Raw genomic sequence first — 26048 nt, 5'->3', positions numbered from 1 at the left:
CGTGGACGAGGACCGGGAACTGGGCGCCGCGGCACTGCTCCGCGTGGCCGGCATGCCCTTGGCAGCGTGGGCGGCGGCGGGCAACCCGGAGCTGTTCGCACAGGTCGCCGACCACGCCCGACGGGACGAACGGCGGGCGGAGCACGCCCGCCGACTGGCCGAGCAGCTGGGCATCATGGTCGTGCCGCACCCCGCCCTCACCGCCGCCGACCGCCGCGCCGTGCTGGCCGTGCGCCGTCGGCTGCACTCCGGCGCCGCACCGGGCCCGGCCGACTGCGGGCTGCTGGGGCGGCTGCCCGCCGCCGGCGGCCTCGTCGCGGACGCCGCACGGCTGTCCGGCGAGGCCGAGGCGGCGGCCGTCGCCCTGCGGCGGCTGGAGGCCGCGGTGGCGGCCGAGCGCGAGCGCGTGGGCGCCCTGGGCTGGTCCCTGGTGTGCGCGTCGCCCGTCATGCGGGCCTTCCTGGACGAGGTGGAGCCCGGAGCGGCCGCAGACGTGGCCGGCCGGCTGGCCGCGGGCGAGTCCTGGAGCGGGAAGCGGCTGCGCAAGCGGACGGCGTACGTGTGGCGGGCGCTCGGCCGGGCCGCGGCGAAGACCACCCCGCGCGGCTGGGTCGGCCAGGTCACCCTGCTGCCGGTCACCCCGACGGGCGCGAACGGCGGCGGGAACGATGACGGGAACGGCGGCCGGGCCGACGGCACCCTGCTGCGGCTCGTCCCGCCGGGCACGACCCTCGGCGAGGTGGCGGCCCAGGCCGTGGAGAACGTCCACGGGGTGCGGGCCCGGCTCGGCGCCCTGGACCTGCGGGCGGCGGACCCGGCCACGGTGCTGGCCCTGGCTCCGCTGCACTTCCCCCAGCCGGCGGGCACCGCACCGGGCGCCGGCGTCCTGCGCTGCTGGGTGACCGACCCGCACGACCGGGGCCGGTTGCGGCAGGTCGACCTGCGGCGCTCCCTCCCCCTGGATCACGTGCTGGCCCAACTGGCCGGCGGCCCTCGCCCGTTGGGCGACCTCGAAGCGGCTCTGCTGGGCACGGCGACGACCGTCGCAGCGGCGGCCGGGGCGGCGGCATCCGCTCCCGCGGTGCTGCGCGGCTTCCTCGCGCACCTGCTCGGACTCGGCGTGCTCCAGGCCTGCGCGGCCCCGCGCCGCCGCACCACGGGCTGGCTCGCCGCCGAGGACGTCCGCGCGCGCGGCACCCTTCCGCAACCGGCGCCTCCTCCGACACCTGCACCGAGCGCCGATTCCGCCGCACCCGCGCCCATACCCGCGCCCATACCCGCACCCGCGTCGGCGCTCCGCACCACCGGCTCCGCCGCCCCCGCCGACGACTCCCGGCCGTGGTTCACCGACTCCTACCGCACCATAGCCTCGGCCGTCTCCGGAGCGGCCGCCCGCCAGGTGCAGCAGGGCCTCGGCACCGCCGCCCGCGTGGCGTGGCTGCGGGAGGCCGACCGGCTCGCGGGGCCGGACCCGCACCGGCTGCCGGCCGAGCTCGCGGAGCTCACCGAACGGCCGTGCCCGCTCGGCGAGATCCTCGCGCGCCACCTGCCCGACGGCAGCTGCCCGCCGCCGCCTCAGCCCCCGCGCCGGTACGCGGGCTGGCACCCCGCCGAGACCTCCGGGTCCGGCTACGCCGGGCTGCTGGCCCACCTGTCCGCCCGGGCCGGCAGCGGACCGGTGGACCTGGACGACGACCTGCTGGACACCCTCGGGGCACCCCCGGCCGCGACCGCGCTGCCGCCCTGGCCCCTGGACTGCCTGCTGCGTCCGCTGCCGGGCTCCGGTCCGGTCGCGGTGCTGGAGACCGCCTCACCGGCGGGCGTGCTGGACGCCCGGTTCGCCGACGCGCTCCACACCCTGCACGGCGGCTACGACAACCTGCGGAGCTACCGGGCCTTCCTCGCCTCCGTCGAGCGGCTGTCCGGGGCCCGCTTCGTCGAACTGCTGGTGCCGCCGCTGGCCGGACGCGCCGCCAACGCCGTACGGCGACCGGTCATCACCGGCTGGTGGACGGGCGATCCCGATCCCCTGCCGTACCAGGGAGCGGACGGCCTGACGGCCCGCTACCTGCCGCTGGAGCGCATCACCCTGCGACGGGTCGGCCCGCGGATCATCGCCGAGGCCGACGGGTGCCGGCTGCTGCCCGTCCACCACGCCACCCGTACACCCCTGCCCCCGTACGACGTCCTGGTCCGGCTGCTGCTGGCCGCCGGCCACCCGGCGGGCTCGCGCCTGATCCGCCTGGACGGCCTGGCCGAGGCGTTCCCCGACACGGACCGGCTGCCCCGGGTGACCGTCGGCGGCGGCGCCCTGGTCATCAGCCCCGCGGTCTGGCGCGTGCCGGCGGCCCAGCTGTGGCGGCCCGGCGACGGCGACCTGACCAAGGTGCGCGCCCTCGCCGCCCTCGGGCGCTCCGCCGGACTGCCGCGCTTCGCGTTCGTCCGGGCCGTACCCCAGCCGAAACCGGTGCCCGTGGACTTCGCGGCGCTGACCTCGGTCGCCCTGCTGGAGCGGATCTGCGCGCGCCACCCCGGTGCGGACCTGCTGGTCGAGGAGATGCTCCCCGACCCCGGCGGCCTGCTGCTCCACGACCCCGTGCACGGCGGTGCCGCCGTCGCCGCCCAACTGCTGCTCAGACTTCCGTTCGACCAGGGCGCCGAGGAACTCGCGGAGCCCGCCGCCGCCGCACTGCGCGGCGAACCCGACGTCCCCGGTGCGCCCGCCCCCCGCGGGCGGGCCACCGGGGCGGTCTCCACCCATCACCGCTCCTGAAGGAGGACAACCATGCCCGACATCACGGCGCTCACCGACCTCGACGCCCTCATCGGCGACCTGGACGCGCGCATCACCGAGACCACCCTGCCGACCCCCGAGGCCAGCAGCGGCGGCTGCAGCGGCGTCTGCACCGTCCTGATCTGCGACACGGTGCTGCTCTGTAGCGGCCTGTTCTGCTGATCTCCCGTCGGGCCGTCCGAGGGCACGCCCTCGGGCGGCCACCCGGACAGCGGCCCCTGACGGCCGCCACCACCGGCACTCCGCCCGGCCCCTCCAGGCCGGGCGGAGTGCCGACCCGTCGTTCCCGAGGAGCCACCGTGCCGCAGCACACCGCGAACGCCGAGAACACCGACACCGCCGTCACCGGACTCGCCGTCCGGCTCCTCGACGCCTGGTCCGCCCGGCCCCGCGAGAGCCCGGCGGTCGCCGAGCACCCCTCCGATCCGGGCGTCCCCGTCCTGGCCGCCCTGCTGCACACCACCGGAGGGCCGGAGAGCGAACGGTCCGCGGCCCGTGCCGTGGCGGTGTGGGCCCGCACCGCCGGCCAGGGGCCGGGCCACTGCGGGCTGTACGACGGCGGACTGGCCGGAACGCTGGCGGGCCTGCGGCTGGGAGCCCGGGTGCTCCCGGGGCTGGATCCGGTCGCCGACCGGCTCCGCGACCACCTGGTCCGCACCGCGCCGGCCCTCACCTGGCGCTGCGAACAGGTCGCCTTCCCGGACTACGACCTCATCGTCGGCCCCTCCGGCACCCTGCTCGCCCTGAGCACGGGCACCCGCCCGACACCGGCCCAACTCGGCCCGTACGCCGACCACCTGGCCCGGCTGTGCGACGCCGACGAGCTGCCCCGGCTGCGGACGGGGCAGTACGCCGGCCACCCGCACCTGGGCTGGCTCGACGGACGGATCAACACCGGCACGGGCCACGGCGCCGCAGGAGTCGTCGCCGCACTCACCGCAGCCGTACGCCACCTCGGACCGCACCCCGACCTGACCCCCGCCCTGCGCCGCGCGACCGGGTGGCTGATGCGGCAGTCCTTCGACGACGCCCGCTCCATCCGCACCTGGGACGGCGCCGGGCTCGACGGCCCGCCGCCCGCCGGAGCGCGCGCCCGCCAGGCCTGGTGCTACGGCACCCCCGGAGTTTCCTGGGCGCTGTGGGACGCGGCCGACGCGACGGGCGACCGGGAGACGGCCGACTGGGCCGCAGCGGCCTTCAGCACGCTCGCCGAACGGTACGACGAGCGGTTCCACCTCTTCGGCGACCGCGCGAGCGACCTGCTGGCCCTGTGCCACGGCGCCTCGGGCGTGCTGGCGGTGGCCGACGCCTTCGCCCACCACGCCGGCCTGCCCGCCGCAGCCGCGCTGAAGGCCCGTCTGCTCGCCCACCTCAGGGCCCGCCTACCCGAGGTGGAGGCCCTGGGCGCGGAGGGGATGGGCCTGCTCGGGGGCGCGGCCGGCCCGCTGTGCGCCCTGCTCACCGCGGGCCACGGCGCCTCACGGGCCTGGCTGCCCTGTCTCGGTCTGCGCTGAGCCGCCGGCGCCCGTTGTCGGACCCGAGCCTCTTGTCGGACCCGCCCTACGCCTCCCGGAGGTGGGCCAGGACGGCGAGGACGCGGCGGTTGCCTTCGGTGGGATCGAGGTCGAGCTTCATGAAGATGTTGCCGCAGTGTTTGACCACCGAGGCCTCGGTGATGGTGAGCCGGGTGGCGATGGCCTGGTTGTTGAGGCCCTCGGCCATGAGGGCGAGGACTTCGCGTTCGCGGGGGGTCAGGCGGGTGAGGGGGCGGTCGGCGGACTGCTGGCGCAGCAGGACGCGGACCACGTCGGGGTCGATGACGGTCTCGCCGGCGGCGACCCGGCGCAGGGCGTCGAGGAAGTCGGCGACGTCGCCGACGCGGTCCTTCAGGAGGTAGCCGAGGCCGGCGGGTTGGGCGCCGGCGGCGGCGAGCAGGCGCGTGGCGTACGGGGTGGCGACGTACTGGGAGAGCACCAGGACGGGCAGGCCCGGGTGGCGTTCGCGCAGGTCGAGGGCGGCGCGCAGGCCCTCGTCGGAGAAGTCGGGCGGCATCCGGACGTCGGTGATGACGGCGTCGGGCCGTTCGGTGTCGACGGCGGCGGCGAGGGCGCGGGCGTCGCCGACGGCGGCGGTCACCCGGTGGCCGCCGAGGGTGAGGAGTTCGACGAGTCCGGCGCGCAGCAGGACGGCGTCCTCGGCGATCACGATCCGGAGCACGGGACCTCCAGCCGCAGCGTGGTCGGGCCGCCCGTCGGGCTGGTCACCATGAGCCGTCCTTTCAGGAGTGCCACCCGGTCGGCGAGTCCGCGCAGTCCGGCCCCGGCGGCCGGGTCCGCCCCGCCGTGGCCGTCGTCGGTCACCTGGAGCACCAGCCGGCCGTCGGCGATGCGCCCGCTGACGGTGATCGCGGCGGCGCCGCTGTGCTTGGCGGCGTTGGTGAGCGCTTCGGTGACGGTGAAGTAGGCGGTGGTCTCGACGGGGGCGGGCAGCCGGCCGGGGAGGTCGAAGTCGGACCGGACCGGGATGGGGTGGCGCAGCGCGACCTCGGCGACGGCGGCGGCGAGGCCGTGGTCGGTGAGCACCTGGGGGTGGATGCCGCGGACCAGGCCGCGCAGTTGTTCCAGGGCCTGCCGGGCTTCGCCGCGGGCCCGGGCGACCAGGGCGGTGGCCCGGTCGCCGGACCGGGCGCTGCCGTCGCGCAGCGCGTGGTCGGCGAGGCCGAGGGTCATGCTGAGCGCGACGAGCTGCTGTTGGGCGCCGTCGTGCAGGTCGCGTTCGATGCGGCGGCGTTCGGCTTCGAAGGCGTCGGCGAGCCGGGCCCGGGAGCGGGTGAGTTCGAGGACCTGTCGGCCGGTGTCCTCCTCGCGGGGCCCGAGCAGGAGGCGGGCGAGGGCCACCTGGGCGGCGGTCAGCAGGGCCCCGGCGTAGGCGCAGAGGAGGAGCCCGGCGAGCCCGGCGGCGCTGAACGGCAGGGCGGCGAGCGGCCCGGACACCGCCCTGCCGGGAATGATCATGACGGTTTCGGGAGCCAGCGCCCAGACGATCACCGGGGAGGCGACCAGGGCGCCGGAGAACAGCAGCGCGGCGCTGAAGCCGAGCGCGGCGGCGGCGAGGGCCGTGGCGGTGAGCGCGGTGTGGGCCAGTTCGCGCCAGGTGGCGCGCTCGCGCAGGCGGGTCCGCAGCCGGGCGCGGCGGCCGGCGCCGGGCAGCGGGCGGTGCGGGTCGGGCAGCGGTGCCGGCTCGACCAGCCGCAGCCGTCGGCGTTCGAGGGCGGCGGCGGGGATGCCCGCGAGGGCCAGGGCGAGGAGGACCGGCAGTCCGACCCCGACCACGGACAGGCCCAGACCGAGCACCAGCAGCACCGTCAGGGCGGCCAGCAGCAGCGGGCCGAGCAGCGCGCCGCCGAGCAGGTAGGCCCAGCAGCGCGGCACCCACGGGGTGACGGGGAAGCGCAGCGGGTGGGCCCGCAGCGCGGCCCAGACGGCCGTCGGCTGCTGCTCCCCCTCGTTCACCCGGCCACTCTAACGAACCCTCTGACCAGGCCTCGGGGCGTCAGTCGTGGAGGCGGCGGAGCCGGCCGGGCGGAGTGCGGGCCGGGGGCGGGCCAGGGCGACGGCGGCGATCACCAGGACGCCGCCGGCCAGGGCGTTCCAGCCGACGGGCTCGGCGAGGAAGGCCGCGCCGAGGGCCGTGGACCACAGCGGCATGACGTAGGTGACGGCGGAGGCCACCGCGGTGCCGGCCGCGCGGACCAGCCCGAGGTTGAGCAGGTACGCGAGGCCGGTGCCGACCGCACCCAGCACCAGCAGGGCCCCGGCCGCGCCCGCCCCCGGCCAGTGCGGGGCACCCGCGGCGAACGGCGCGACGGCGGCCAGCTCGGCGGTGGCGCAGGCGATCTGGACGGCTGAGAGGGTGACCACCGACTCCGGCCGGCCGGAGAGGAAACGGCGCAGGTAGGTGAAGCCCGCACCGTAGCAGCAGGCGGCGGCCAGGCAGGCGAGGCCGCCGGCGGCCTCGCCTGAGCCGATGCCGCGCCAGACCCCGAGCACGGTGAGCACGCCGACGAAGCCGAGGGCGAGTCCGGAGAGCCGACGGGCGCCGGGGCGGCGCTCCTCGGCGACGATGAGGACGGCGAACAGCAGGGTGAACAGCGGGGTGGTCGCGTTCATCACCCCGGCGAGGACGGAGCTGACCCGGGTCTCGCCGAACGAGAACAGCGTGAACGGCACGGTGTTGAGGAGCACCGCGACCACGGCGGAGTGCCCCCAGAGCGCGCGGTCGCGGGGGACGCGCTCGCGGCGCAGCACGAGGATCGCCCACAGGGTGACCGCCCCGAGGGCGCAGCGCCACAGCGCCACCCACAGCGGCGGCACCCCCGCCTCCACCGCCACCTTGATCAGCGCGAAGCTCGCGCCCCAGATCGCCGACAGCGCCACGAAGCCCGGCAACCAGCGCCGCACCCGGATCACCTCCACCTTCGTCCCGTTGGTTCCGTGTCGGGTTCCGTCCCGGTCCCGCCCAGGGTCCAGTCTCGGGTCCCGCCTCGGATCCCGTCTGGACAGAGGGTGGCCCGGTGGCAGAGCATGAGTCCAACAAGTGGCAGTGCCGAATGGATGAGGAAGTCTCATGGCCTCGGAGGTCAACCTGGCCCAGCTGAGGGCCCTGGTCGCGGTCGCCGACACCGGCGGGTTCGGCGCGGCCGCCGACGAACTGGGCATCAGCCAGTCCGCCGTCTCGCACGCCGTCGCCGCGCTGGAGCGGACCCTCGGCGCGCCCGTCCTGCTGCGCGGCACCCCGGCCCGGCCCACTCCCCTGGGCGAGCAGATCCTCCCGCACGCCCGCACCGCCGTGGCCTCCGCCGCCGCCGTGCGCGCCATCGCCACCCGGCACTCCGGCGGCCCCGTCGGGACCGTGCGGCTCGCCGCGCCGACGACCGTCTGCCAGGCGCTGCTGCCCGGGCTGCTCCGGGACTGGAAGGCCGCCTACCCGCAGGTCACCGTCCGGGTCTTCGAGGGCGAGGACGACGAGCTCGCCACCTGGCTGGAGGCGGGCACCGTCGACGCCGCCGTCCTGGTCGACGCCGGGCCGCTCCCGCCCGGGGCGGTCGCGCTCGGGGCCGACTCCATGCACGCGCTGCTGCGCCGCGACCACCCGCTCGCCGGGCAGGAGGCCATCCATGTCGCCGACCTGGAGGACGACGACTTCCTGCTCTCCGAGGGCGGCTGCGAACGCCACATCCGCGAGGCCTTCCGCCGGGCCGGCACCCGCTTCACTCCCCGGCACCGCATCCGCGACCTCAACACGCTCATCGGCATGGTGCACGCGGGCGTCGGGGTCTCGGTGATGCCCGCGCTGGCGCTGACCATGCTCCCGGCCAACTGCGTGCTCGTCCCGATCCGGCCGGCCGTCCACCGCACGCTCACGCTCACCGGGCCGACCAGCCGGCCGTGGTCGCCGGCGGTCGGCGGGCTGCTGGCGGCGGTGGGCGCCGCGCAGGGGGCGGTGGGTGCCGCACAGGGAGCCGGTGACGCCGCGCAGGGAACGGGGGCAGGGGTCCGCGTGGCGGCGCGCGCCTGACGGGGAGCCCGTCCGGCGCCCGGTCCACCGCCGGCGCCGGGCCCCGGCTTGACCATTTCGGGGTTGACCACCCTTCCCCGACAGGTCTATACCAGTGACAGCCTTCGGCAACTACCCCCTGCCGGAGGCCCGTTCGGTCTGCGCGCCACCCCCACCTCCGGCGTGAGCAGCCCCTCCCCCACTGCCGTCCCGCCTGGAAAGGCCCTCGATGGAACGCGCACTTCCCCCACACCCCGCCCCCCGGAACCCGCGCCGCCGCCCGCGCCGGGTCGCCGCCGCCGTGGCCGGGGTGCTCGGCCTGGTCGCCGGCGGCGTCGCCGCGCTCGCGAACACCGGCTCCGCCGCCGCCGACACCACGACCGGCCTCGGCAGCAACTGGTACGCCTCGGCGCCCTATCTGATGCCCGAGGACAACAGCCCGCCGGACGCCGCGGCGGTGATGGACGCCACCGGACAGAAGGCCTTCCAGCTGGCGTTCATCCTGGCCCAGGGCACCAGTTGTTCGCCGGCCTGGGGCGGCACCTCCTCGATCGACACCGACACCACCATGCCCGGCGTCATCCAGACCATCCGCGGCAAGGGCGGGGACGTCTCGGTCTCGGTCGGCGGGTACGGCGGCACCAAGCTCGGCCAGGTCTGCGGCACGCCGGAGGCGACCGCCGCCGGGTACCAGAAGGTGATCACCAAGTACCAGTTGAAGGCGATCGACTTCGACCTGGAGGAGCCGGAGTACGAGAACACCGCGGCGATCCACAACGAGGTCGGCGCCGCCCGGATCCTCCAGCAGAACAACCCCGGCCTCTACATCTCGATCACCACCGCCGGGACCAACGCGGGGACGGGCTGGTTCGGCACGCAGATGCTGAACGAGGCCAAGTCGCAGGGCTTCACGCCGAACAACTACTCGATCATGCCGTTCGACGGCGGGTTCAACGGCGCCGCCGCGCAGACCGACGCGCTGGTGAAGTTCAACCAGATCCTCCAGACCACCTTCGGCTGGTCCGAGGCGACGGCCTACGCCCACGAGGGCGTGTCGATGATGAACGGCCGCACCGACGCCGCCGAGTACTTCCGGCAGGCGGACTTCCAGGCCGTGCTGGACTTCGCCACCGCGCACGACCTGGCCCGGTACACCTACTGGTCGGTCAACCGGGACCGGCAGTGCACGGGCCCGGTGGACCCGGGGCTGTCCGGCTCCTGCTCCAGCGTGGCGCAGAACGACTGGGACTTCACCAAGTACACCGTGAAGTTCGCCGGGGCGACGCCCCCCACCACGCCCCCCACCACGCCGCCGACCACCCCGCCCACCACGCCGCCGACGACTCCCCCGACCACCCCCGGGACCTGCACCGACCCGGCGTGGAGCGCGAGCACCACGTACACCAGCGGCAGCAAGGTCTCGTACGGCGGCCACAAGTACCACGCCAAGTGGTGGACGCTGAACGAGGTGCCGAGCGCCAGCGGCCAGTGGGGCGTCTGGGGCGACGACGGTCCCTGCTGACACGGGCCGACGGGCTGACGGGCCGACGCCCGGGGCCCGGGGATCTGCGCACCCCGGGCCCCGGGCAGGCCAGTTCGCGGCCGCGGTCAGTTCGCGGCCGCGAACCGCTCCCGCAGGTCGGCCAGCACCTGCGCCGCCTCCGGGAGGCCGGCGGCCTCGCAGCGGGCGATGCCCGCGGTCAGCCGGGCGACGGCCGCCCCGGTACGGCCGAGGTCGGCGCCCTCGATCAGCGCGGCCAGCCGGACGGCCTCGGCCCTGGACGTCCCGGCCCGCTCGTCGCCGCCCTCGTAGACCGCGATCGCCCGCTCGACCTCGGCCAGCGCCTCCTCGTGGCGCTCGGCCATGGCCAGGCAGCGCGCCCGCTCGTAGTGCGAACCGCCGCGCAGGTACCAGGGGTTGTACTCCTGACCGGCCTGCCCGGCGTGCTCCCCGGCGGCGTCCGCCTCGGCCAGCCGGGCCAGCGCCGACGCCAGCCCCTCCGGGCCCTCGGCGTGCATCGTCAGCCGGGCGAACTCACGTAGCGTCGCGGCCAGTTGGTCGACCTGGGGGGCCTGGGCGTGGGCCGCGAGGGCGCGGTCGAGGGCGGCCTTCGCGGCCTCCCAGCGGTCCGCCCGGGCCAGCGCCAGCGCGGCCTCGCAGGCGACCATGGTGTGGGTGTCCTGCTCCTCCCAGCCAGCGACGGCGTCGGCCAGCCGCAGGTACTCCTCGGCGGCGTCCCGGTGCTCGTCCAGTTCGGTGAGGCCCCGGGCGAGGTCCAGCCGGGCCTGCGCGAGCATCCGCACGTCCAGCTCCGGCGCGGCGGCGTCCAGCAGCACCGACTCCAGCACCGCGACGGCGTCGGCCGTGCGGTCGGCGGCGCGCAGCACGTCGGCCAGCTGGAGGCGGGCCCGGGCGGCGTCCTCGGCCGCCTCCCGGCCCTTGCGGTCGAAGCGCGCGGCCGCCTCGGTGAGCGCCCGGACCGCGCCGCCGCGGTCGCCGGCCCCCATGGCCGCGTGGCCGAGCATCAGGTAGGTGGGCGCGTACGGGTAGGAGTCGTCGCCCCAGCGGGCGGCCTCGGCGAGCGCCCGGTGGAACACCTCGACGGCCTCGGCGGACTCGCCGCCCTGCAGCAGCACCTGGCCCAGCAGGCCGAGCACCCGCGGGGTGTGCCAGGGCAGTTCGGCCGCGTCCAACTCACCGAGCACCTCGCGCAGTTCGGTGGTGGCCTCGGCCAGCCGGCCCTGCCGGGCGGCCGCGTCGGCCAGGTACTGGCGGGAGGTGGCGGCGCGGCGGGCGGAGCCCAGCTCCACGGCGGTGCGGTGGTAGCCGCCGGCCGCCGCCTCGAAGCGCTCGACGGCCTCGGCGGGCGGCTCGGGCAGCGCCTCGACCAGGTCGTGGTGGGCGGCGTAGGCGCGGACCTGCCACACGATCAGGTGGTCGTCGTCGGCCATCGCGCCGGCGGACCGCAGCTCCTCGGCCCGGCGCAGCACCTCGTCGAGCGCCGGCCAGTCGGCCACCGCGCCCTCGACTTCGCCGAGTTCCACGATCAGCGCGCGGGCCCGGACCATCAGGGCCTGGCCGGGCAGCCCGGCCTGCTCGAACAGGTCGGCGGCGGCCAGCAGCCCGGCCCGGCCGTCGGCGTGCTCGTCCCGCTCCAGCGCCTGGTGGGCCCGCTGCTCGGCGAGTTCGGCGCGCAGCCGCCCGGGGCTGCCGACCGCGGTGCCCTCGGGGTGGGCGAAGCCGTCGGCGGCGGCGCGTTCGGCGATCCGCCGCCAGAGCCGGTCGGCGTCCGGGTGCCCGACGAGCTCCAGCTCGCGGGCCCGGACCACCAAGGCGGTGAAGTCCTCCGGCTCCGGCTCGACGGCCCGACGCGGTGCGGGCGCGAGCGCCGGGGCGGCGGCCAGCTCGGGCGCGGCGGCGGCGCGCACGCCGAGGGCCAGCGGCTCGGCCAGCAGCGGCTCGCGGGCCAGCCGGGCGCGCCGGTCGGCGCCGACCGCGTCGGTGCCGTTGCGGGCGTCGAAGCGGGCGGCGAGCGCGTCGGCCTCGGCGCGCACGTGGGCGAGCAGGGTGTCCGCCGTCCAGGAGGTGCCGGGCGGGCCGCTGACGGCGAGCCCGCCGTGGCCGCCCCGGGCCAGGACGGCGAGCAGCACCTCGACGCCGGTGAGGAAGGACAGCAGCCCCGACGGCTCGCCGGCCACCGCGAACAGGTCGCGGTTCTCGGCGAGCAGTTCCAGGCCGCGCGGCTCGTTGCCGGACAGCGCGCAGAACTCGACATGGCGGCCGACGGCGTGCGCCATCGAGGCCTTGCCGCGCGCGGCGCGGTAGCCGGTCAGGTGGCTGGAGCGGGCGTCGTCCAGACGGCCCCGGCGCAGCAGCGGGAGCAGGGCGGCGGCCTGGCTGAGGGCGGGCTCCTGCTCGCAGCTGCTCCGGCCGTCGAGGACCGGCTGCAGGACCTCCAGCGCCCGGGCGTCGTCGCCCGCGTCCGCGAAGTGCTCGGCGCGCGCCCGGGTCTCGCAGGCGTGGCAGTCGCTCAGCTCGGAGCGCGGGCGGGCCGTCCACAGCTCGTAGGCGTCCTGGCGGCCGGTACCGGTCTGCGCGGCCAGGTGGTAGCGCTGGGCGTAGTACGGCTGGAGGTCGAAGCCGGCCGCCCGGTAGCGGTCGCGCAGTTCGGTGTGCCAGCGCCGCAGGGCCGGCAGCGGCACGTCCGGGTTGCCCAGGAGCGCGCCGGCCACCCACTTGAACCGCCAGAACACCTGCTGGCGGGCCCACTCGCCGAAGCCGTCCGGGTCGGCGTCCCACAGCTTGAGGAGGCGGGCGAAGACGACCGGGCTCTTGCTGCGCTCGCCGTCGTACTCGTACGCCTCCATCAGCTCCAGCAGGGCCATCGAGCGCGCCCCGGTGTCGTCGAACTGCTCGGCGGCGTCGACGAGTTCCTCGGCCGCGACGGTCCGCTGGCGGCCGTACGGGCGGGCGTCGTTCTCGCGCAGCGCGGCCATCACCGCGTCGGGGGTGTCCAGCATCAGGCCTCCTTCGGGTCGGTGCGGTCCGGGCCGGCCGACTCGTGGCCGAGCATGGCGTGGTCGAGCAGGCTGATGAACGAGCGGTTGAGCAGGGCGCTCTCGCTCGCCTTGAGCGGGCGGCGGGTCATCAGCACGGCCTGCCCGTACAGCGCCTCGACGGCGGTGACGGCCAGCTCGCGGTTGGTGACCGTCGCGGCGCGGCGCACCAGCGGGTTGAGGTGGTTGAGCACCAGTTGGGCGCGGGGCGCCTCGGCGCGCAGCGAGCCCAGGATGTCCGCCCACAGGCCGTCGGCCTCCTCGGCGAGCTGGGCGCGGCTGCGCTCGTGCCGGGCCTCCCGGTTGTCCAGCAGCAGCGCGGGCGCGTTGGTCGGGTGGAAGCTGCGCAGGGCGACGTCGCAGTCGAAGCGGCCGACCACCTCGCGGGCGACGGCGAGGAAGGCGTTCGCGGCGAGCTCGGCGGCCGGGTCGACGGTGTCCAGGTGCGCGGTGACGGTGCCCGGGTCGAGATCGGAGACCGAGACGCCGGGGCGGATCTCGGGCAGCCGGTGCACCAGGTCGCGGTCGTAGGTGTAGCCGCCGTTGACCACGCCGAGGCCGGCGGCGCCGGCGATCGGGGCGACCTGGCGGAACTCCTCGACCGTGCGGGTCACCAGCACCACCGGGTGGCTGCGGGTGAACTCGTCCAGGGTGACGTTGCCGTCGGTGGTCTCGAACGGCAGCCACGGCAGCATCATCCGCAGCAACTCGTCGTCGTAACGGGCGAGTTCCTTGACGGCCAGGTGGTGCACGGACAGGAAGCGGTGCAGCAGCGCCGGATCGCTCGCGGACAGGCCGGTCAGCCAGTCGCGGATCCGGACGCCCAGCGCGTCGCGGACGGCGGCCAGCGTCTCGTCCGCGTACAGGCCCTCGCGGGAGGCGGTCGGGCGCAGGCCGTCGGTGTCCACCACGCAGCGGACGAAGAACGCCCAGTCCGGCAGCAGTTCGGCGGCCTGGTCGGACAGCAGCATGCCCTTGAGGTGCACCCGGTGGCCCGAACGGCGGGACGGCGGGGCCGCGTCCGGCAGCACGTAGGCGACGCCGCGCAGGCCGACCAGCGGCAGGTCCAGGTCGATGGTGTCGAGCGGGGTGAAGTCGAAGGCGGCGCGGCAGTACTCGGTCAGCGCGTCGCGCCGGGCCAGCGGCGAGCCGTGCCGCTCGGCCCACGGCGGGGTGCGGTTCACCCGGTGCTCGGTGCCGTTCGCGTCCACCACCGTGACGTCGTGGCGCAGCAGGCTGCCGAAGTCCCGGGCCAGCGCGAGGACACGGCCCGACCGCGTCCACTCGACGGCGTCGGCACGGGGGACCAGCGTCACGGTGGTGCCCGGCTCCGGCTTGGCCGCGGCGGGCAGGGTGCGGATCGTGTAGCGGCCGTCGGAGCCGCCGCGCCACTCGATCACCGGCGCGTCCGGGGTGGCGGCGGAGCGGGTCACCACGGTGATCTCGTCGGCGACCACGAAGCAGGCCAGCAGGCCGATGCCGAACTGACCGATGAAGTCGCCGCGGGCCTGGGCCAGCCCGGCGCCGTCCAGCCGGCCGTCGGCGTCGCGCTTCGAGCTGCGGCCGATGGTGGCGAGGAAGGTGTGGACGTCCGCCTCGGTCAGGCCGACGCCGGTGTCGGTGACGCTCAGCTCGTCGTCGGCGCGCACGACGATCCGGGCCGGTGCCTGCGGATCGAGGGCGCGGCGGGCGGAGATCGCGTCCACCGCGTTCTGCAGCAGCTCGCGCAGGTACACCCGCGGGCTGGAGTAGAGGTGGTGGGAGAGCAGGTCCACCAGGCCGCGCAGGTCCACCTGGAAGGTGTGCGCGCTCGCCGCGTTGTCGGGCGTCGGGTTCTCGGATGGGGACACCGGGGGCTCTTTCGATCGCGGGGCGGGTGACGGAGGTTCTGGGGGGCCGGGGCGTCAGTACGCGCAGCGGTCCCGGTGGGAGGCGAACGCCTTGAGCGGATCACCGGACAGGAAGTGCCAGGGCGACTCGGTGACGGCGCCGTCCAAGGCCTCGAACAGCAGGCGCGCGGTCTTGCGCTGGCCGGCCAGCGAGAAGGCCATCGCGAAGGCGTTGAAGGAACCCTGCCAGCCGCGGACCGGCGTGAAGTCCGGGTGCAGCACGGAGCGGAAGGCCGCCTCCTGCAAGTCGGCCACCACCTCCGCACTGGCCAGGTAGGCGCGGTCCTCACCGTCCGGGAGGTCCAGCCAGCGCTCCAGGTGCGCCAGCACGACCAGCTCGCCGAGCTGGCTGCCCTCCGGCGCCGCGAGCATCGAGGACCGGGCGAAGGCGTGCATCTCCTCGTGCGAGCCGCCCCACTTGGCGCACAGCTGCTGGAGGCGCTGGCGGTGCGAGGCCGGATGCCCGGGAGCACGGCGCACGGCGGCCTCGAAGCGGCAGGTCGCGACCTCCGCCGGGAGCGAGGCGCCGCGGGCGCTGATCTGCAGGAAGTACCAGGGGGCGAGCCAGGACGGCTCGCGCTCGGCGACCTCCAGCAGCTGCTCCTCGGCGACGTCCAGCCGCTCGTGGAACACCTTCCACTGCTTCTCGGACACGTGCTTCGCCCGGGCGCCCGTCCGGGCCTCCCAGGCCCAGGTGACGTGCCGGGCACCGGACAGCAGCAGCGCCGACGTGTCCTCGGGCCGGTCGGCGAGGGCCCGGGCCGTCCACTCCTCGACCCGGGGCACCTCGGCGATCGCACCGACCCGCCCGGTCAGGTCGGCGCCGTCCCCGACGGCGGCCAGCGCGGGGCCCAGGGCCGCCCAGTCACCGGCGGCGGCCTGGCCGAGCATCAGGCGCAGCGACTCGTCCCCGAGCGCCGGATCCAGCCGCGGCGCCGCAACGGCCGCCACGGGCGCGGACCCGACGGCCCGTCGCACCCTCCCGCGCCAGCCCGCCCCGCTCTGCGCGGCCTCCTCGCCCGAGCGGCGTCGGAACAGCGGCATGTGTGGCCCCCTCGAACATCATCGGCATCTTTCGCATGGCCGCACGACGGCCACCCCAGATGAGTAGATATCACGGCCGACTGACATCCGTTTCCCCAGCCCAGGGGCGGTCCCGGTCCGGCACGCGCGGGGACCGCCCCACGGCCCGCCGACCGGGGCGAACGGCCGGGGCCGACGGCCGGGGTGAGGGCACGTCGAACGGGGTGAGGGCACGTCGAGGGCGGCGGCGCCGTCCGGTCCGACGCCGTCCGGTCCGGCGCCGAGCGCAAACGGCCCCGGCGCCTCCTCGGCCCGGGGCTTCGCTTCGCTTCGCGTACGCGGCGGCCGTCAGGCCAGTCCGAGCCCGGCGTCCGGGGTCTTGCCCGCCTGGGCCTGCTCGATCCGCTTGACCAGCATCGCCCCGAACCGCCGGGCGGCAGTCACGTCGGCCGGCCCGCCCTCGGTGGTCACGCTGGCGACGACGGTGCCCGAGCGCAGCACGATGCCGATGCCCTCACCCTCGCCCAGCTGGCCCTGGAAGACCTGGCTCTCGCTGCCCAGCACCGGGGAGTCGACCTTGCGGAACGGCCCGGCTCCGTAGGAGGCATAGGACTCCTTGAGCTTGCCCTTGGCGGCGTCGCGGGTCGGCAGCGTCTCGACGATGAAGCGGGCGACCAGATCCCCCGAGGAGAACCGGACGGAGCCGCTGAGCGGCTTGCCGGTGCACGGCACCGACGCGGTGCAGGTGGTGGTGTGGTCGATGGTGTCGACCTTGCGTTTCTCCTCCTCCCAGCCCGTCATCGCCTTCGCGTCCGGCAGTACCTGCCCGACGAGCTTGTCGTCCAGCAGCACCGCCTCCAGGTCCGCCCCGGGCGTCGCCGCACCGGCCGGCGGAGCGGAGGCCCCGGCGCCGCCGCCTCCGGTCGCCGGCGCCGAGGCCGCGGCCGAGGCCGTACCCGCCCCCGTCGCGGCAGCAGACGCGGACGCGGACGCCGACGCGGAGGCCGAAGCCCCTGCACCGCTCTCACCGCCCGCCGGACCCGTCGCGCTCGCCACCGCGCTCGCCGCCCCCGCCGCGCCCTTGGCCGCGTCCGAGCCCGCCGGGGAACTCCCCGTAGAACCCGACGAGCACCCGGCCAGCACCCCCATCAACACCCCGGCCGCCACTGCGGCAGCCACCCTCCGACCAGCCATCCCCATCCCCATCGCCCGCTCCCTCCGGATGTCCGTGACCCATCAAGATAGCCGGTCGAATTCCTCGTTCCGCCACGCCCTCCCCCGCGCTCATGCGGCGCCGCCCGCTTCCCGGCCCCGTGCGATCCGGGTGCGTCCGCAGCACTCTCCGGGTCCGTACGACTGCACGTCACGCAGGCCTGAAGCGTGCCATCGACTGCGCGACCACCCATCTCCCGGTTAATCAATAACCGACTGTCGGATCTTCCTACTACTCTCCCCGGCATGGGCCTCGAAGATCTGACGCATGCAGGAGCACAGCCGGCCATCTGGCAGCACGACCTTCTCAGGCCGACTGCCGAGGCGATTATCCGCAGTCCCAAGGCGCCGCAACTGATCCTCCAGCCTCGAGGCACCAAGGACGGGGGCCCGAAGCACTTCGCCAAGTCGATGCGGAAGGGTATCCGTATCTCTGATCTCCGGAGTTCGGTCGGCCCCGAGGCAGACGTGCTCACTGGTCTGTACCCGGACGGGGTCGCCCGCCTGTGGGGCTCGACGCCGACCTCTCAGACCAACAACGAGAAGGTACGGGCACTGCGCGACCGCCGGATCGGCGACAGCGTCCTCTTCTACACGGGAAACAGCTTTATCGCACGCGCGACGGTCATCCAGCTCTTCACCAGCCCGGTCATAGCCCGTGCTGTCTGGGGCAGCGACGAGGACGGCAAGACCTGGGAGCACATCATGGCGCTCGACGACTTCGAAGAGTTCTCCCAGCCGGTCCCCGCTCTGGACGTCCTGGCCGAACTCCAGGTCCCGCGCCCTCTTCGCATGCTCACACTCCGATCGGCGGAGGACTACTCGCGCGTCGCCCACCGTCTTCCGGCGGTGCATCACCCACAGCCATCCCACGGACGGACACTGCCTTCTGCGTCCCACACCGCTCCCCTGACCGGCCCGGACCTGCTCAACCGACTCCGCGGTCTCAAGACCAACCGCAACACCACCGGCGGGGAGCCCAGCCGTCACCAGCCGCTCGCCCTGCTCTGGGCGATCGCCCGCATCGCAGCGGGTGAACCTCGGCTGGCACGTTGGTCAGATTTCCGATCCGAGGTCGGACCGCTGCTGTCCGAGTACGGGCTCCCCGGCTCCAAGGTCACGCCCGAGTACCCGTTCTGGCACCTTCAGGGAAGCGGCCTCTGGGAGGTACACGGAGTCGGCGAAGACGCGGGATCCATGCCCACGGTCGGGGTCCTCAACGACACGCAGCCGGAGGCCGGCCTGTCGCAGGACGCTGCCGGGCTGCTACAGGACCCCGTCACCCGTCTGGAGGCGATGCTCCTCCTGCGGAGCCGTTATCTCCACGACATCGACCTGCAAGCCCTGCTTGGTCGACTGGGCCTGACCGGGTACACCGCCGCGGACGGCCTCGACGATACCCCGGAGGACGAGCACGCGACGGCCACCGCTCCGGAGCGGGCCACCGGGGCCGCCCCCCGCCGGGATGTCACGTCCTCCCGCCCCGTCCGAAAGGCCGCCATCGTGAGCCGGGTGAAGGAGATCCACGACTTCAGGTGCCAGGTCTGCGAGACCCGGCTGCGGTCCAACCGGAAACCCTACAGCGAGGCAGCTCACATCCGCGGCCTGGGGAAGCCCCACCACGGCCCCGACGAACTGCACAACCTGCTGTGCCTGTGCGCGAACCACCACGTGCTCTTCGACGGCCTGGAGATCTACATCGACGTCGAGGGTGTGGTTCGGGAGACCCACGGCGATCGGCTCCTCGGGCCGCTGCGCCAGCACCCCGACCATCCCATCGACGAGAAGTACATCGACTACCACCGGAGCCTCTGCATGCTCAACCGCTGAACACCCTCTGCCGCCCCTGCCCCCGGCCGTTAGCATCTGGACAGGGACAAGGCCTGAAGGCAGGGGGGACGACATGGCAGACACCTGGCAACGGCAGGAATCGGCAGCCGTCGTCCGTCGGCTCCTGAGTCGCTGAGCGCTCGGGAAACCCGCCGTTCGGGCCGGTCAAGGACGGAGCGCGGGCGTGAACGGCGGCGGGGCGGCGACCGTACTGGTCACCGCCCCGCCGCCGGGACTGCCGGAACTACCTGAGGATCAGACCGCCGGGGCCGGGTAGGTCGGGAACTCGACGCCCGAGACGTACTGGACGACCCGGATGACCTGGCAGGAGTAGCCGAACTCGTTGTCGTACCACAGGTAGAGGATCGCGTTGTCGCCCTCGACCTTGGTGGCGCCGGCGTCGACGATCGAGGCGTGGCGCGAGCCGATGAAGTCGCTGGAGACCGCGTCCGGGGAGTCGGTGTAGTCGATCTGACGCTTCAGCGGCGAGGTCAGCGAGACGTCGCGCAGGTAGTCGAGGACCTCCTCGCGGTTGGTCTCGCGGGCCAGCTGCAGGTTGAGGATGGCGATCGAGACGTCCGGCACGGGGACGCGGATCGAGCTGCCGGTGATCTTCGCCTGGAGGTCCGGGAGGGCCTTGGCGACGGCCGAGGCGGCGCCGGTCTCGGTGATCACCATGTTGAGCGGTGCCGAGCGGCCGCGACGGTCGGCCTTGTGGTAGTTGTCCAGCAGGTTCTGGTCGTTGGTGAACGAGTGGACGGTCTCCACGTGCCCGCGCAGCACGCCGTACTCGTCGTCCATCGCCTTCAGCGGCGGGACGATGGCGTTGGTGGTGCAGGAGGCGCAGGACAGGATCTGCTCGTCGGGCTTGATCGTGTCGTGGTTGACGCCGTGGACGATGTTCGGGACGTCGCCCTTGCCCGGCGCGGTCAGCACGACCTTGGCGATGCCGGGGCGCAGGTGCTTGGACAGGCCCTCCCGGTCGCGCCAGCGGCCGGTGTTGTCGATCAGGATGGCGTCCTTGATCCCGTACTCCGTGTAGTCGACCTTGGTCGGGTCGTCGGAGTAGATCACGGTGATCTCGTTGCCGTTGGCGATGATCTTGTTGTTCGCCTCGTCGACGGTGATCGTGCCCTGGAACTGGCCGTGGATGGAGTCCCGGCGCAGCAGCGAGGCGCGCTTGACCAGGTCGTCGCCGCCGCTGTCGCGCACGACGATGGCCTTCAGGCGCAGGCCGTTGCCGGAGGCCTTCTCGATCAGCAGGCGGGCGACCAGGCGGCCGATCCGGCCGAAGCCGTAGAGGACGACGTCGCGGGCGTCGCGGCGCTCCAGCTTGTTCTCGCCGGTGGCGCCGGAGACGGCCCGGGCGGTGAACTCCTCGACCGACAGGCCGTGGTCGTCGGCCCGGTAGGTCGCGGCGAGCATGCCGATGTCGATCTGCGAGGGGCCGAGGTCCAGGGTGGTCAGCGCACTCAGGAAGGGCATCGTCTCGGTGACCGAGAGCTCCTCGCCGGCTATCTGGCGGGCGAAGCGGTGCGTCTTCAGGATGCTGACCACCGACTTGTTCACCAGGGACCTGCTGTGCAGCAGGACGGTCACGTCCCGCTCGCGGTGCAGTCGCCCGATGATCGGGATCATCGACTCCGCGATCTCCTCGCGGTTCTTCCAGTCCGTGAACACGTCGTCGTTGACAGTCACAAGTCCATCTTTCGAGCTGAGGGTGTTGCGCACATGGTAGCTTCGCCCGCCCCCACCCCTTCGGCCGGTCCCTCCCCCCGCCTGCCCGGCCGCGCCCCGCCCGCACCGCCCGGACCTGCGGCTTCGTCCCGACCGGGGCCCACCGCCCCGACGCCCGCCCACCGCGAAGGTGATCACCGCCACCCCCGGGGCCGGTCGCGGGAGCCTCGCCCACGCCGGATTTGCCGGGGGTGCGGGGTGGTGCGGTAATGGAAACGACCCGTGCTTGAGCGTTCCGCGAACGACCCGGGAGCAGCCATGACAGACGGTCCCGAGCCCATCAGTGCCGAGGCCCTGCGCGCCGTGCAGGAGGAGTTGGCCGAGCTGCGCGGCGAGCGGGCGAAAGTGGTGGGGACGCTGCGCGGGGAGGACGTCGGGGACCGGGCGGACGCGGCGGACGAGTTGCAGCGGGCCGACGACGTCGCCCGGCTGGACGAGCGGATCGCCGAGCTGGAGGCCCGGGTCCGCGAGGGGGCCGCCGCCGGGCCGCCGTCCACGGAGGTGGTGGGGGTGGGCTCCACCGTCACCGTGCGGTTCGCGGACGGGGTGGAGGAGACCGTCGAGGTGGCGGAGCTCGCCGAGGTGCGGGAGGAGACCCTGGTGACCGCAGACAGCCCGCTCGGGCGGGCGCTGCTCGGGCGGCATGCCGGGGAGACCGTGAACTACGAGGCGCCGAACGGCGCGGCCAGCGCGGTCGTGCTGTCGGTCGGCGAACGGAGGGCTTCGTGAACTCCCCCGACGGCCGCGCGCGGGACGACTCCGCGCAGGACCCCACGCAGAACCACGCCGCCCGGAACCGCCCCGCCCGGGACGAGCCGGCCGTGGGCCCCGACCCCGTCGGGCCGCCGCAGTTCGCGCCGTACCACCACCCGGCCGCCGGCTGGGGTGCCGCGAAGAGCGTGACGCGCTTCCTGGTGAAGGAGGGCGCGTACGTGGACGGGCCCCGGGCGATCATGCGGATGAACCACGAGAACACCGGGTTCGACTGCCCCGGGTGCGCCTGGCCGGACGACACCAAGGGCCTGCACCTGGACATCTGCGAGAACGGCATCAAGCACGTCACCTGGGAGATGACCCGCAAGCGGGTCGGCCGCGAGTTCTTCGCCGCCCACTCGGTGACCGAGCTGTCCGGGTGGAGCGACTTCGCGCTGGAGGACCAGGGCCGCCTCACCGAGCCGATGGTGTACGACGCCGCCTCGGACCACTACGTCCCGATCAGCTGGAAGGACGCCTTCGAGCTGGTCGGCCGCACCCTGCGCGAGCTGGACGACCCGAACCGGGCCGCCTTCTACACCTCCGGCCGACTCGGCAACGAGGCCACCTTCCTCTACCAGCTGATGGCCCGCGAACTGGGCACCAACAACCTGCCGGACTGCTCCAACATGTGCCACGAGGCCAGCGGACGCGCCCTCCAGGCCTCGCTGGGCACCGGGAAGGGCACGGTCGACCTCAAGGACTGGGAGGTCACCGACGCGCTGTTCATCATGGGCGTCAACGCCGCCTCCAACGCGCCCCGGATGCTCACCGCCCTCGCCGACGCGCACCGTCGCGGCGCGCAGATCGTGCACATCAACCCGCTGATCGAGGCGGCCGCCACCCGCACCATCGTCCCGCACGACTTCGTGGACATGGCGCTGTTCAAGTCCACGAAGACCAGCACGCTGAACCTCCAGCCGCGCATCGGCGGCGACATGGCGCTGGTGCGCGGGATGGCCAAGGCGATCCTGGAGCAGGCCACGGCCGACCCCCGGGCCCTGGACCGGCAGTTCATCGAGCGCCACACCACCGGGTTCGAGGCCTACCGCGAGCTGTGCGGGGCCACCCCCTGGGAGGAGATCGAGCGGCAGAGCGGGCTCGGCCGGGCCGAGGTCCTCAAGGCCGCCCGGGTCTACCGCGACGCCGACCGCTCCATCGTCAGCTGGTGCCTGGGCGTCACCCAGCACGAGCACGGCGTGGACACCGTGCGGGAGATCGTCAACCTCCTGCTGCTGCGCGGCAACCTGGGCCGCGAGGGCGCCGGCCCGTCGCCGGTGCGCGGGCACAGCAACGTCCAGGGCAACCGCACCTGCGGCATCGACCACCGCCCCTCACCCGAGTTCCTGGACCGCCTCGCCGAAGCCTGCGGGATCGACCCGCCGCGCGCGCACGGCCTGGACACCGTCTCCGCCATCGAGGCGATGCGGCGCGGCGAGGTGACGGTCTTCGTCGCCATGGGCGGCAACTTCGCGCTCGCCGCGCCCGACACGCCCTACACCCACGAGGCGCTGCGCGGCTGCGAGTTGACCGTCCAGGTGAGCACCAAGCTGAACCGCAGCCACCTGGTGCACGGCCGCCGGGCGCTGATCCTGCCGTGCCTGGGCCGCACCGAGAAGGACCACCAGCGCGGCGGGGTGCAGAGCACCTCGGTCGAGGACTCGATGAGCATGGTGCACCTGTCCGTCGGCATGAAGCGCCCGGCCTCCCCGCACCTGCTGTCCGAGCCCGCCATCGTCGCCGGGATGGCCCGCGCGGCGCTGCCGGACAGCGGGACACCGTGGGAGTGGTACATCGAGGACTACGACCGCATCCGCGACACCATGTCCCGGGCCCTGGACGGCTTCGAGGACTTCAACCGCCGGGTGCGGCTGCCCCTCGGGTTCCGGATCAAGCAGCCGGCCCGCGAACTGGTCTTCCTCACCCCCTCCGGGCGGGCCGAGTTCTCCACCGCCCCGCTGCCCGACGTCGTCCCCGCCCCGGGCACCCTGGCGCTGGGCACCATGCGCTCCCACGACCAGTGGAACACCACGATCTACTCCGACAACGACCGCTACCGGGGCGTGCGGAACCTGCGCACGCTGGTCTTCCTGAACACCGACGACATGCGCGAGCGCGGCATCGCCGAGTTCGATCCGGTCGACATCACCAGCACCGCGAAGGACGGCAGCACCCGCACCCTGAACGGCTACCTCGCGATCCCGTACGACATCCCGCGCGGCTGCGCGGCGGGCTACATGCCCGAGATGAACGTGCTGTGCGCGATCGGCGACCACAGCACCCAGAGCGACCAGCCGATCATGAAGCACCTCAAGGTCACCGTCACCAAGGCGTAGGAACCGAGGACGGCGCCCACTCCAGACGCCCACTCCTGAACGCCTACTCCTGAACGCCTACTCCGACGGCTGCGGCGTCCAGCGGTGCAGGCCCTTGCGGTCGTAGTACCGGGTCATCCCGAAGCCGAAGGCCAGGGCGAGCAGCACGCCGACCGCGATCATGGTCCAGCCCCGGGCCAGGCCCGCGTCCGCCCGGGCGTCGAAGAACAGGATCGCCCGGATGCCGTCGCTGAGCTGGCGCATCGGCTCGAAGACGCTGAGGAAGCGGTAGAAGCCGGGCACCGCCTGGAGCGGGATGGTCGCCCCCGAGGAGGGCAGCGCCAGCGCGATGAAGACGAACATGGACACCATCTGCCCGATCCCGCCGAACGCCGCGTTGATCGCCTGGACCCCGAGGCCGACGGCGAGGCTGGCGCAGTAGGCGAAGACCCAGAGCAGCGCCTGGTGCGGGGCGTCCATGCCGAGGACGGTGACCGAGCAGAGCATCACCAGGGTGGTGGTGAGCAGCATGATGCCGGCCGTCATGACCATCTTCAGCAGCAGGGTCTGGGTGCGGGTGATCGGGACGGTCGGGCGCCGGGTGTGCCAGGGGCCGAGCTCGCTGTCGCTGTAGCCGAGCGCGGTGTCGACGCCGTTGTGGATGATGTTGCCGCCGATGAAGCCGGTCAGCACGGCCAGCAGGGTGTAGTAGAAGGCGCTCAGGCCGAGCCCGCTGTGGGCGCCGATCGGGTGGCCGACCCGGGTGGTGACGGCGAGCGGGTCGGCGAGCAGCAGCCGCGCGGTGGCGCTGGTGCCCGTGCCCGTGCCCGTGCCTGAGCCGGAGCCGGAGCCGGAGCTGGCGGAACCGGCCGGCGGCGCGGCCGCGGTCAGCTCCTTGCCGAGCGCCAGCGAGGCCTGGTGGGCGGCGGACTGGGTGATCTGGGAGGCCAGCGAGGAGCCGAGGCTGCCGAGGCCGGGGTTGGTCAGCACCGTCAGGGTGGGCCGTTCGGTGGCCCGGCCGGTGGTCAGTGCCGCCACGTCGGCGGTGAACGCCTGCGGGACGAGCAGCGCGCCGTAGACCTTCCCGGTGGAGAGCTGGTCCATCGCCTCGGCCTGGTCGACCTGGCGCCAGTCGACGGTGCTGCCGGGCGTCCCGGCGACGATCTCCCGGCTGAGCCGCGCGCCCAGGGTCTCCGCCCGGCCCGGCGGCGGCGGGCCCTGATCCGCGTTCACCAGGGCGATCGGGAGCCGGTGCAGGTGCCCGGTCGGGTTGAGGATGCCGCCCATGTAGAGCAGCGAGAGCACCACGGCCAGCAGGCCGCACAGGATGCTCGGGACGAGCCACAGCTTCGCGTGGCGGGCGAGCACGAGGGCCCGCGCCTGCCGGGGACCGCCCTGGGAGCCTGCGGACGCCATGCCACCCCTCGGATTCGGGCGCAACCTGGTGCTGCTGCCGATGCGGTGGGAAGTCGTTCCGTGGCGGCCCGGCGGCAAAACCCCACGTCACCCGATCCGCCCCGCCGCCCCCCGCAACCCCCCGCCGCGCCTCGGCCGGGACGACCGGAGACAGAAGGTAAAGGTTCTACCAAGTACGCAAGTATTGGCCTCCGCGCGGTCTATGCTTCTGGAGGTTTGAAGAAGGCACCTCGTTCGGTGAGGCTTCTTCACGGACACAGGCCACTGATCCGACGACGTCGAGAGACGCCCAGGGTTAGGACAGATCTTCCCGACCTAAGGGTTGATCCGAAGTGGCTTCCGGCCCGACCGGGCTGGACACGCCGTGGAGTGCCAAAGCTCTGACGAGTTGGGGTGAACCGGCGGTCGCTTCGCGCGCCGGCGAACTCCTTGCCGCGTCGATCACACGCACCACGGGGTGCGTCGACCGGGAGGAGGCGAGAGACATGGATTGCAGTAGTCCGGGCCACAGTTGCCCCTACCCCCGCCTGTCCTCGCACACTCCCGGCACGCGGTAACGACCCTCCCTGCGAACGCTTCTGACGGTTCATCACCTCAACTCCCGGCTTCGCCGCGCCCGAACGGGCCCGCACCGCCGGGTGGCGATGCGCCGCGCCCGTCCGCAGGGGGATCGCCGCCGTGCGCCCCCGATCGCCCCGCCTGCCCCGGGGCCCACGGGAGGATCGTCATGACCACCAACGCCACGCTCAACTCCAAGGTCCCCGCCCCGCGTTCAGCCGTACTGGACGACGCCCACGTCGGCGACATCAAGGGTGCGCTCGGTACCATCCGGCTCGACGACACCACGCCGCGCCACGGCCTGTCCGCAAGACTCAAGACCCTGCTCGCCATCGTGGGCCCCGGCCTGATCGTGATGGTCGGCGACAACGACGCGGGCGCCTTCTCGACGTACGGGCAGGCGGGGCA

The 26048-nt window shown here is 74.3% G+C and carries 17 protein-coding genes, 1 pseudogene and 1 riboswitch; of the genes and pseudogenes, 9 read left to right on the top strand and 9 right to left on the bottom strand.

Translation table 11 applies throughout. The annotated features are described in order from the left end of the window. The first annotated feature begins 1 nt into the window (after position 1). From AB0O19_RS31145 to AB0O19_RS31135, 3 genes are all read left to right on the top strand, one after another. Complete coding sequence (locus tag AB0O19_RS31145; RefSeq protein WP_363624361.1) at positions 2-2773, top strand: lantibiotic dehydratase; 2772 nt, start codon at positions 2-4, stop codon at positions 2771-2773. A 12-nt stretch (positions 2774-2785) separates the two neighbouring features. Then, a complete protein-coding gene (locus tag AB0O19_RS31140) occupies positions 2786-2956 on the top strand; it encodes a hypothetical protein (RefSeq protein WP_350883108.1) in 171 nt (56 codons plus the stop codon). 137 nt (positions 2957-3093) lie between these two features. Next, positions 3094-4308, top strand: a complete 1215-nt coding sequence (locus tag AB0O19_RS31135; protein WP_363624359.1) for a lanthionine synthetase LanC family protein — start codon at positions 3094-3096, stop codon at positions 4306-4308. A gap of 46 nt (positions 4309-4354) precedes the next feature. Here AB0O19_RS31135 and AB0O19_RS31130 read toward each other — a convergent pair whose 3' ends face one another. The 3 genes from AB0O19_RS31130 to AB0O19_RS31120 are packed head-to-tail and all read right to left on the bottom strand — an operon-like array spanning position 4355 to position 7254. Beyond that, the gene (locus AB0O19_RS31130) at positions 4355-5011 is read right to left on the bottom strand and encodes a response regulator transcription factor (protein ID WP_363588301.1); all 657 of its coding nucleotides are present in this window, start codon (positions 5009-5011) and stop codon (positions 4355-4357) included. Continuing rightward, positions 4996-6306: a sensor domain-containing protein gene (locus AB0O19_RS31125; RefSeq protein WP_363624358.1), complete on the bottom strand. Its 1311-nt coding sequence runs from the start codon at positions 6304-6306 to the stop codon at positions 4996-4998. Before AB0O19_RS31125 ends, AB0O19_RS31130 begins: the two co-directional genes overlap by 16 nt. A 9-nt stretch (positions 6307-6315) precedes the next feature. Continuing rightward, positions 6316-7254, bottom strand: a complete 939-nt coding sequence (locus tag AB0O19_RS31120; protein WP_363624356.1) for a DMT family transporter — start codon at positions 7252-7254, stop codon at positions 6316-6318. 166 nt (positions 7255-7420) lie between these two features. On the opposite strand from AB0O19_RS31120, the gene AB0O19_RS31115 reads away from it, so the two are divergent. Together AB0O19_RS31115 and AB0O19_RS31110 are read left to right on the top strand one after the other, a co-directional pair. Then, a complete protein-coding gene (locus tag AB0O19_RS31115) occupies positions 7421-8371 on the top strand; it encodes a LysR substrate-binding domain-containing protein (RefSeq protein ID WP_363624354.1) in 951 nt (316 codons plus the stop codon). Between the two features lie 208 nt (positions 8372-8579). Next, the gene (locus AB0O19_RS31110; RefSeq protein WP_363624352.1) at positions 8580-9872 is read left to right on the top strand and encodes a carbohydrate-binding protein; all 1293 of its coding nucleotides are present in this window, start codon (positions 8580-8582) and stop codon (positions 9870-9872) included. 86 nt (positions 9873-9958) lie between these two features. On the opposite strand, the gene AB0O19_RS31105 is transcribed toward AB0O19_RS31110, so the two are convergent. The 4 genes from AB0O19_RS31105 to AB0O19_RS31090 all read right to left on the bottom strand — a co-directional run bounded on the left by AB0O19_RS31105 (position 9959) and on the right by AB0O19_RS31090 (position 16998). Further along, entirely contained in the window at positions 9959-12871 is a 2913-nt protein-coding gene (locus tag AB0O19_RS31105) for a hypothetical protein (protein ID WP_363624350.1), read from the bottom strand. After that, the gene (locus tag AB0O19_RS31100) at positions 12871-14757 is read right to left on the bottom strand and encodes an HSP90 family protein (protein WP_363624348.1); all 1887 of its coding nucleotides are present in this window, start codon (positions 14755-14757) and stop codon (positions 12871-12873) included. The genes AB0O19_RS31105 and AB0O19_RS31100 overlap by 1 nt, the downstream gene beginning before the upstream one ends. A 54-nt stretch (positions 14758-14811) precedes the next feature. Further along, positions 14812-15840, bottom strand: a complete 1029-nt coding sequence (locus tag AB0O19_RS31095) for a hypothetical protein (RefSeq protein WP_363588315.1) — start codon at positions 15838-15840, stop codon at positions 14812-14814. 327 nt (positions 15841-16167) lie between these two features. Next, positions 16168-16998, bottom strand: a complete 831-nt coding sequence (locus AB0O19_RS31090; RefSeq protein ID WP_363624346.1) for a hypothetical protein — start codon at positions 16996-16998, stop codon at positions 16168-16170. A gap of 279 nt (positions 16999-17277) precedes the next feature. Here AB0O19_RS31090 and AB0O19_RS31085 point away from each other — a divergent pair, with 279 nt between their 5' ends. Further along, positions 17278-18861: an HNH endonuclease gene (locus AB0O19_RS31085; RefSeq protein ID WP_363624344.1), complete on the top strand. Its 1584-nt coding sequence runs from the start codon at positions 17278-17280 to the stop codon at positions 18859-18861. A gap of 255 nt (positions 18862-19116) precedes the next feature. On the opposite strand, the gene AB0O19_RS31080 is transcribed toward AB0O19_RS31085, so the two are convergent. Further along, positions 19117-20559 carry a glyceraldehyde-3-phosphate dehydrogenase gene (locus AB0O19_RS31080; RefSeq protein ID WP_363588319.1) on the bottom strand — a complete coding sequence of 481 codons (1443 nt, stop codon included), beginning with the start codon at positions 20557-20559 and terminating at the stop codon, positions 19117-19119. Between the two features lie 297 nt (positions 20560-20856). Between AB0O19_RS31080 and AB0O19_RS31075 the strand changes: the two genes are divergently transcribed. Beyond that, a complete protein-coding gene (locus AB0O19_RS31075; RefSeq protein WP_363624342.1) occupies positions 20857-21327 on the top strand; it encodes a GreA/GreB family elongation factor in 471 nt (156 codons plus the stop codon). Positions 21328-21419: 92 nt separating this feature from the next. Continuing rightward, complete coding sequence (locus tag AB0O19_RS31070; protein ID WP_363624452.1) at positions 21420-23687, top strand: FdhF/YdeP family oxidoreductase; 2268 nt, start codon at positions 21420-21422, stop codon at positions 23685-23687. A 57-nt stretch (positions 23688-23744) separates the two neighbouring features. On the opposite strand, the gene AB0O19_RS31065 is transcribed toward AB0O19_RS31070, so the two are convergent. Then, the gene (locus tag AB0O19_RS31065) at positions 23745-25082 is read right to left on the bottom strand and encodes a DUF3533 domain-containing protein (protein ID WP_363624340.1); all 1338 of its coding nucleotides are present in this window, start codon (positions 25080-25082) and stop codon (positions 23745-23747) included. Between the two features lie 222 nt (positions 25083-25304). Continuing rightward, a riboswitch (M-box (ykoK) riboswitch) is annotated at positions 25305-25482 on the top strand. Between the two features lie 327 nt (positions 25483-25809). On the opposite strand from AB0O19_RS31065, the pseudogene AB0O19_RS31060 reads away from it, so the two are divergent. Next, positions 25810-26048: pseudogene (locus AB0O19_RS31060) on the top strand (manganese transporter); the annotation flags it as partial.

Source organism: Kitasatospora sp. NPDC091276 (assembly GCF_040684355.1).
Classification (GTDB): Bacteria; Actinomycetota; Actinomycetes; order Streptomycetales; family Streptomycetaceae; genus Kitasatospora.
This window is presented reverse-complemented; position numbering and strand designations above follow the sequence as displayed.

Excerpts from the sequence above, each read along its gene's own strand:
- AB0O19_RS31140 (WP_350883108.1), top strand. The coding sequence starts at position 2,786 with ATGCCCGACATCACGGCGCTCACCGACCTCGACGCCCTCATCGGCGAC.
- AB0O19_RS31115 (WP_363624354.1), top strand. The coding sequence starts at position 7,421 with ATGGCCTCGGAGGTCAACCTGGCCCAGCTGAGGGCCCTGGTCGCGGTC.
- AB0O19_RS31110 (WP_363624352.1), top strand. The coding sequence starts at position 8,580 with ATGGAACGCGCACTTCCCCCACACCCCGCCCCCCGGAACCCGCGCCGC.
- AB0O19_RS31105 (WP_363624350.1), bottom strand. The coding sequence starts at position 12,871 with ATGCTGGACACCCCCGACGCGGTGATGGCCGCGCTGCGCGAGAACGAC.
- AB0O19_RS31095 (WP_363588315.1), bottom strand. The coding sequence starts at position 15,840 with ATGCCGCTGTTCCGACGCCGCTCGGGCGAGGAGGCCGCGCAGAGCGGG.
- AB0O19_RS31085 (WP_363624344.1), top strand. The coding sequence starts at position 17,278 with ATGGGCCTCGAAGATCTGACGCATGCAGGAGCACAGCCGGCCATCTGG.
- AB0O19_RS31075 (WP_363624342.1), top strand. The coding sequence starts at position 20,857 with ATGACAGACGGTCCCGAGCCCATCAGTGCCGAGGCCCTGCGCGCCGTG.
- AB0O19_RS31065 (WP_363624340.1), bottom strand. The coding sequence starts at position 25,082 with ATGGCGTCCGCAGGCTCCCAGGGCGGTCCCCGGCAGGCGCGGGCCCTC.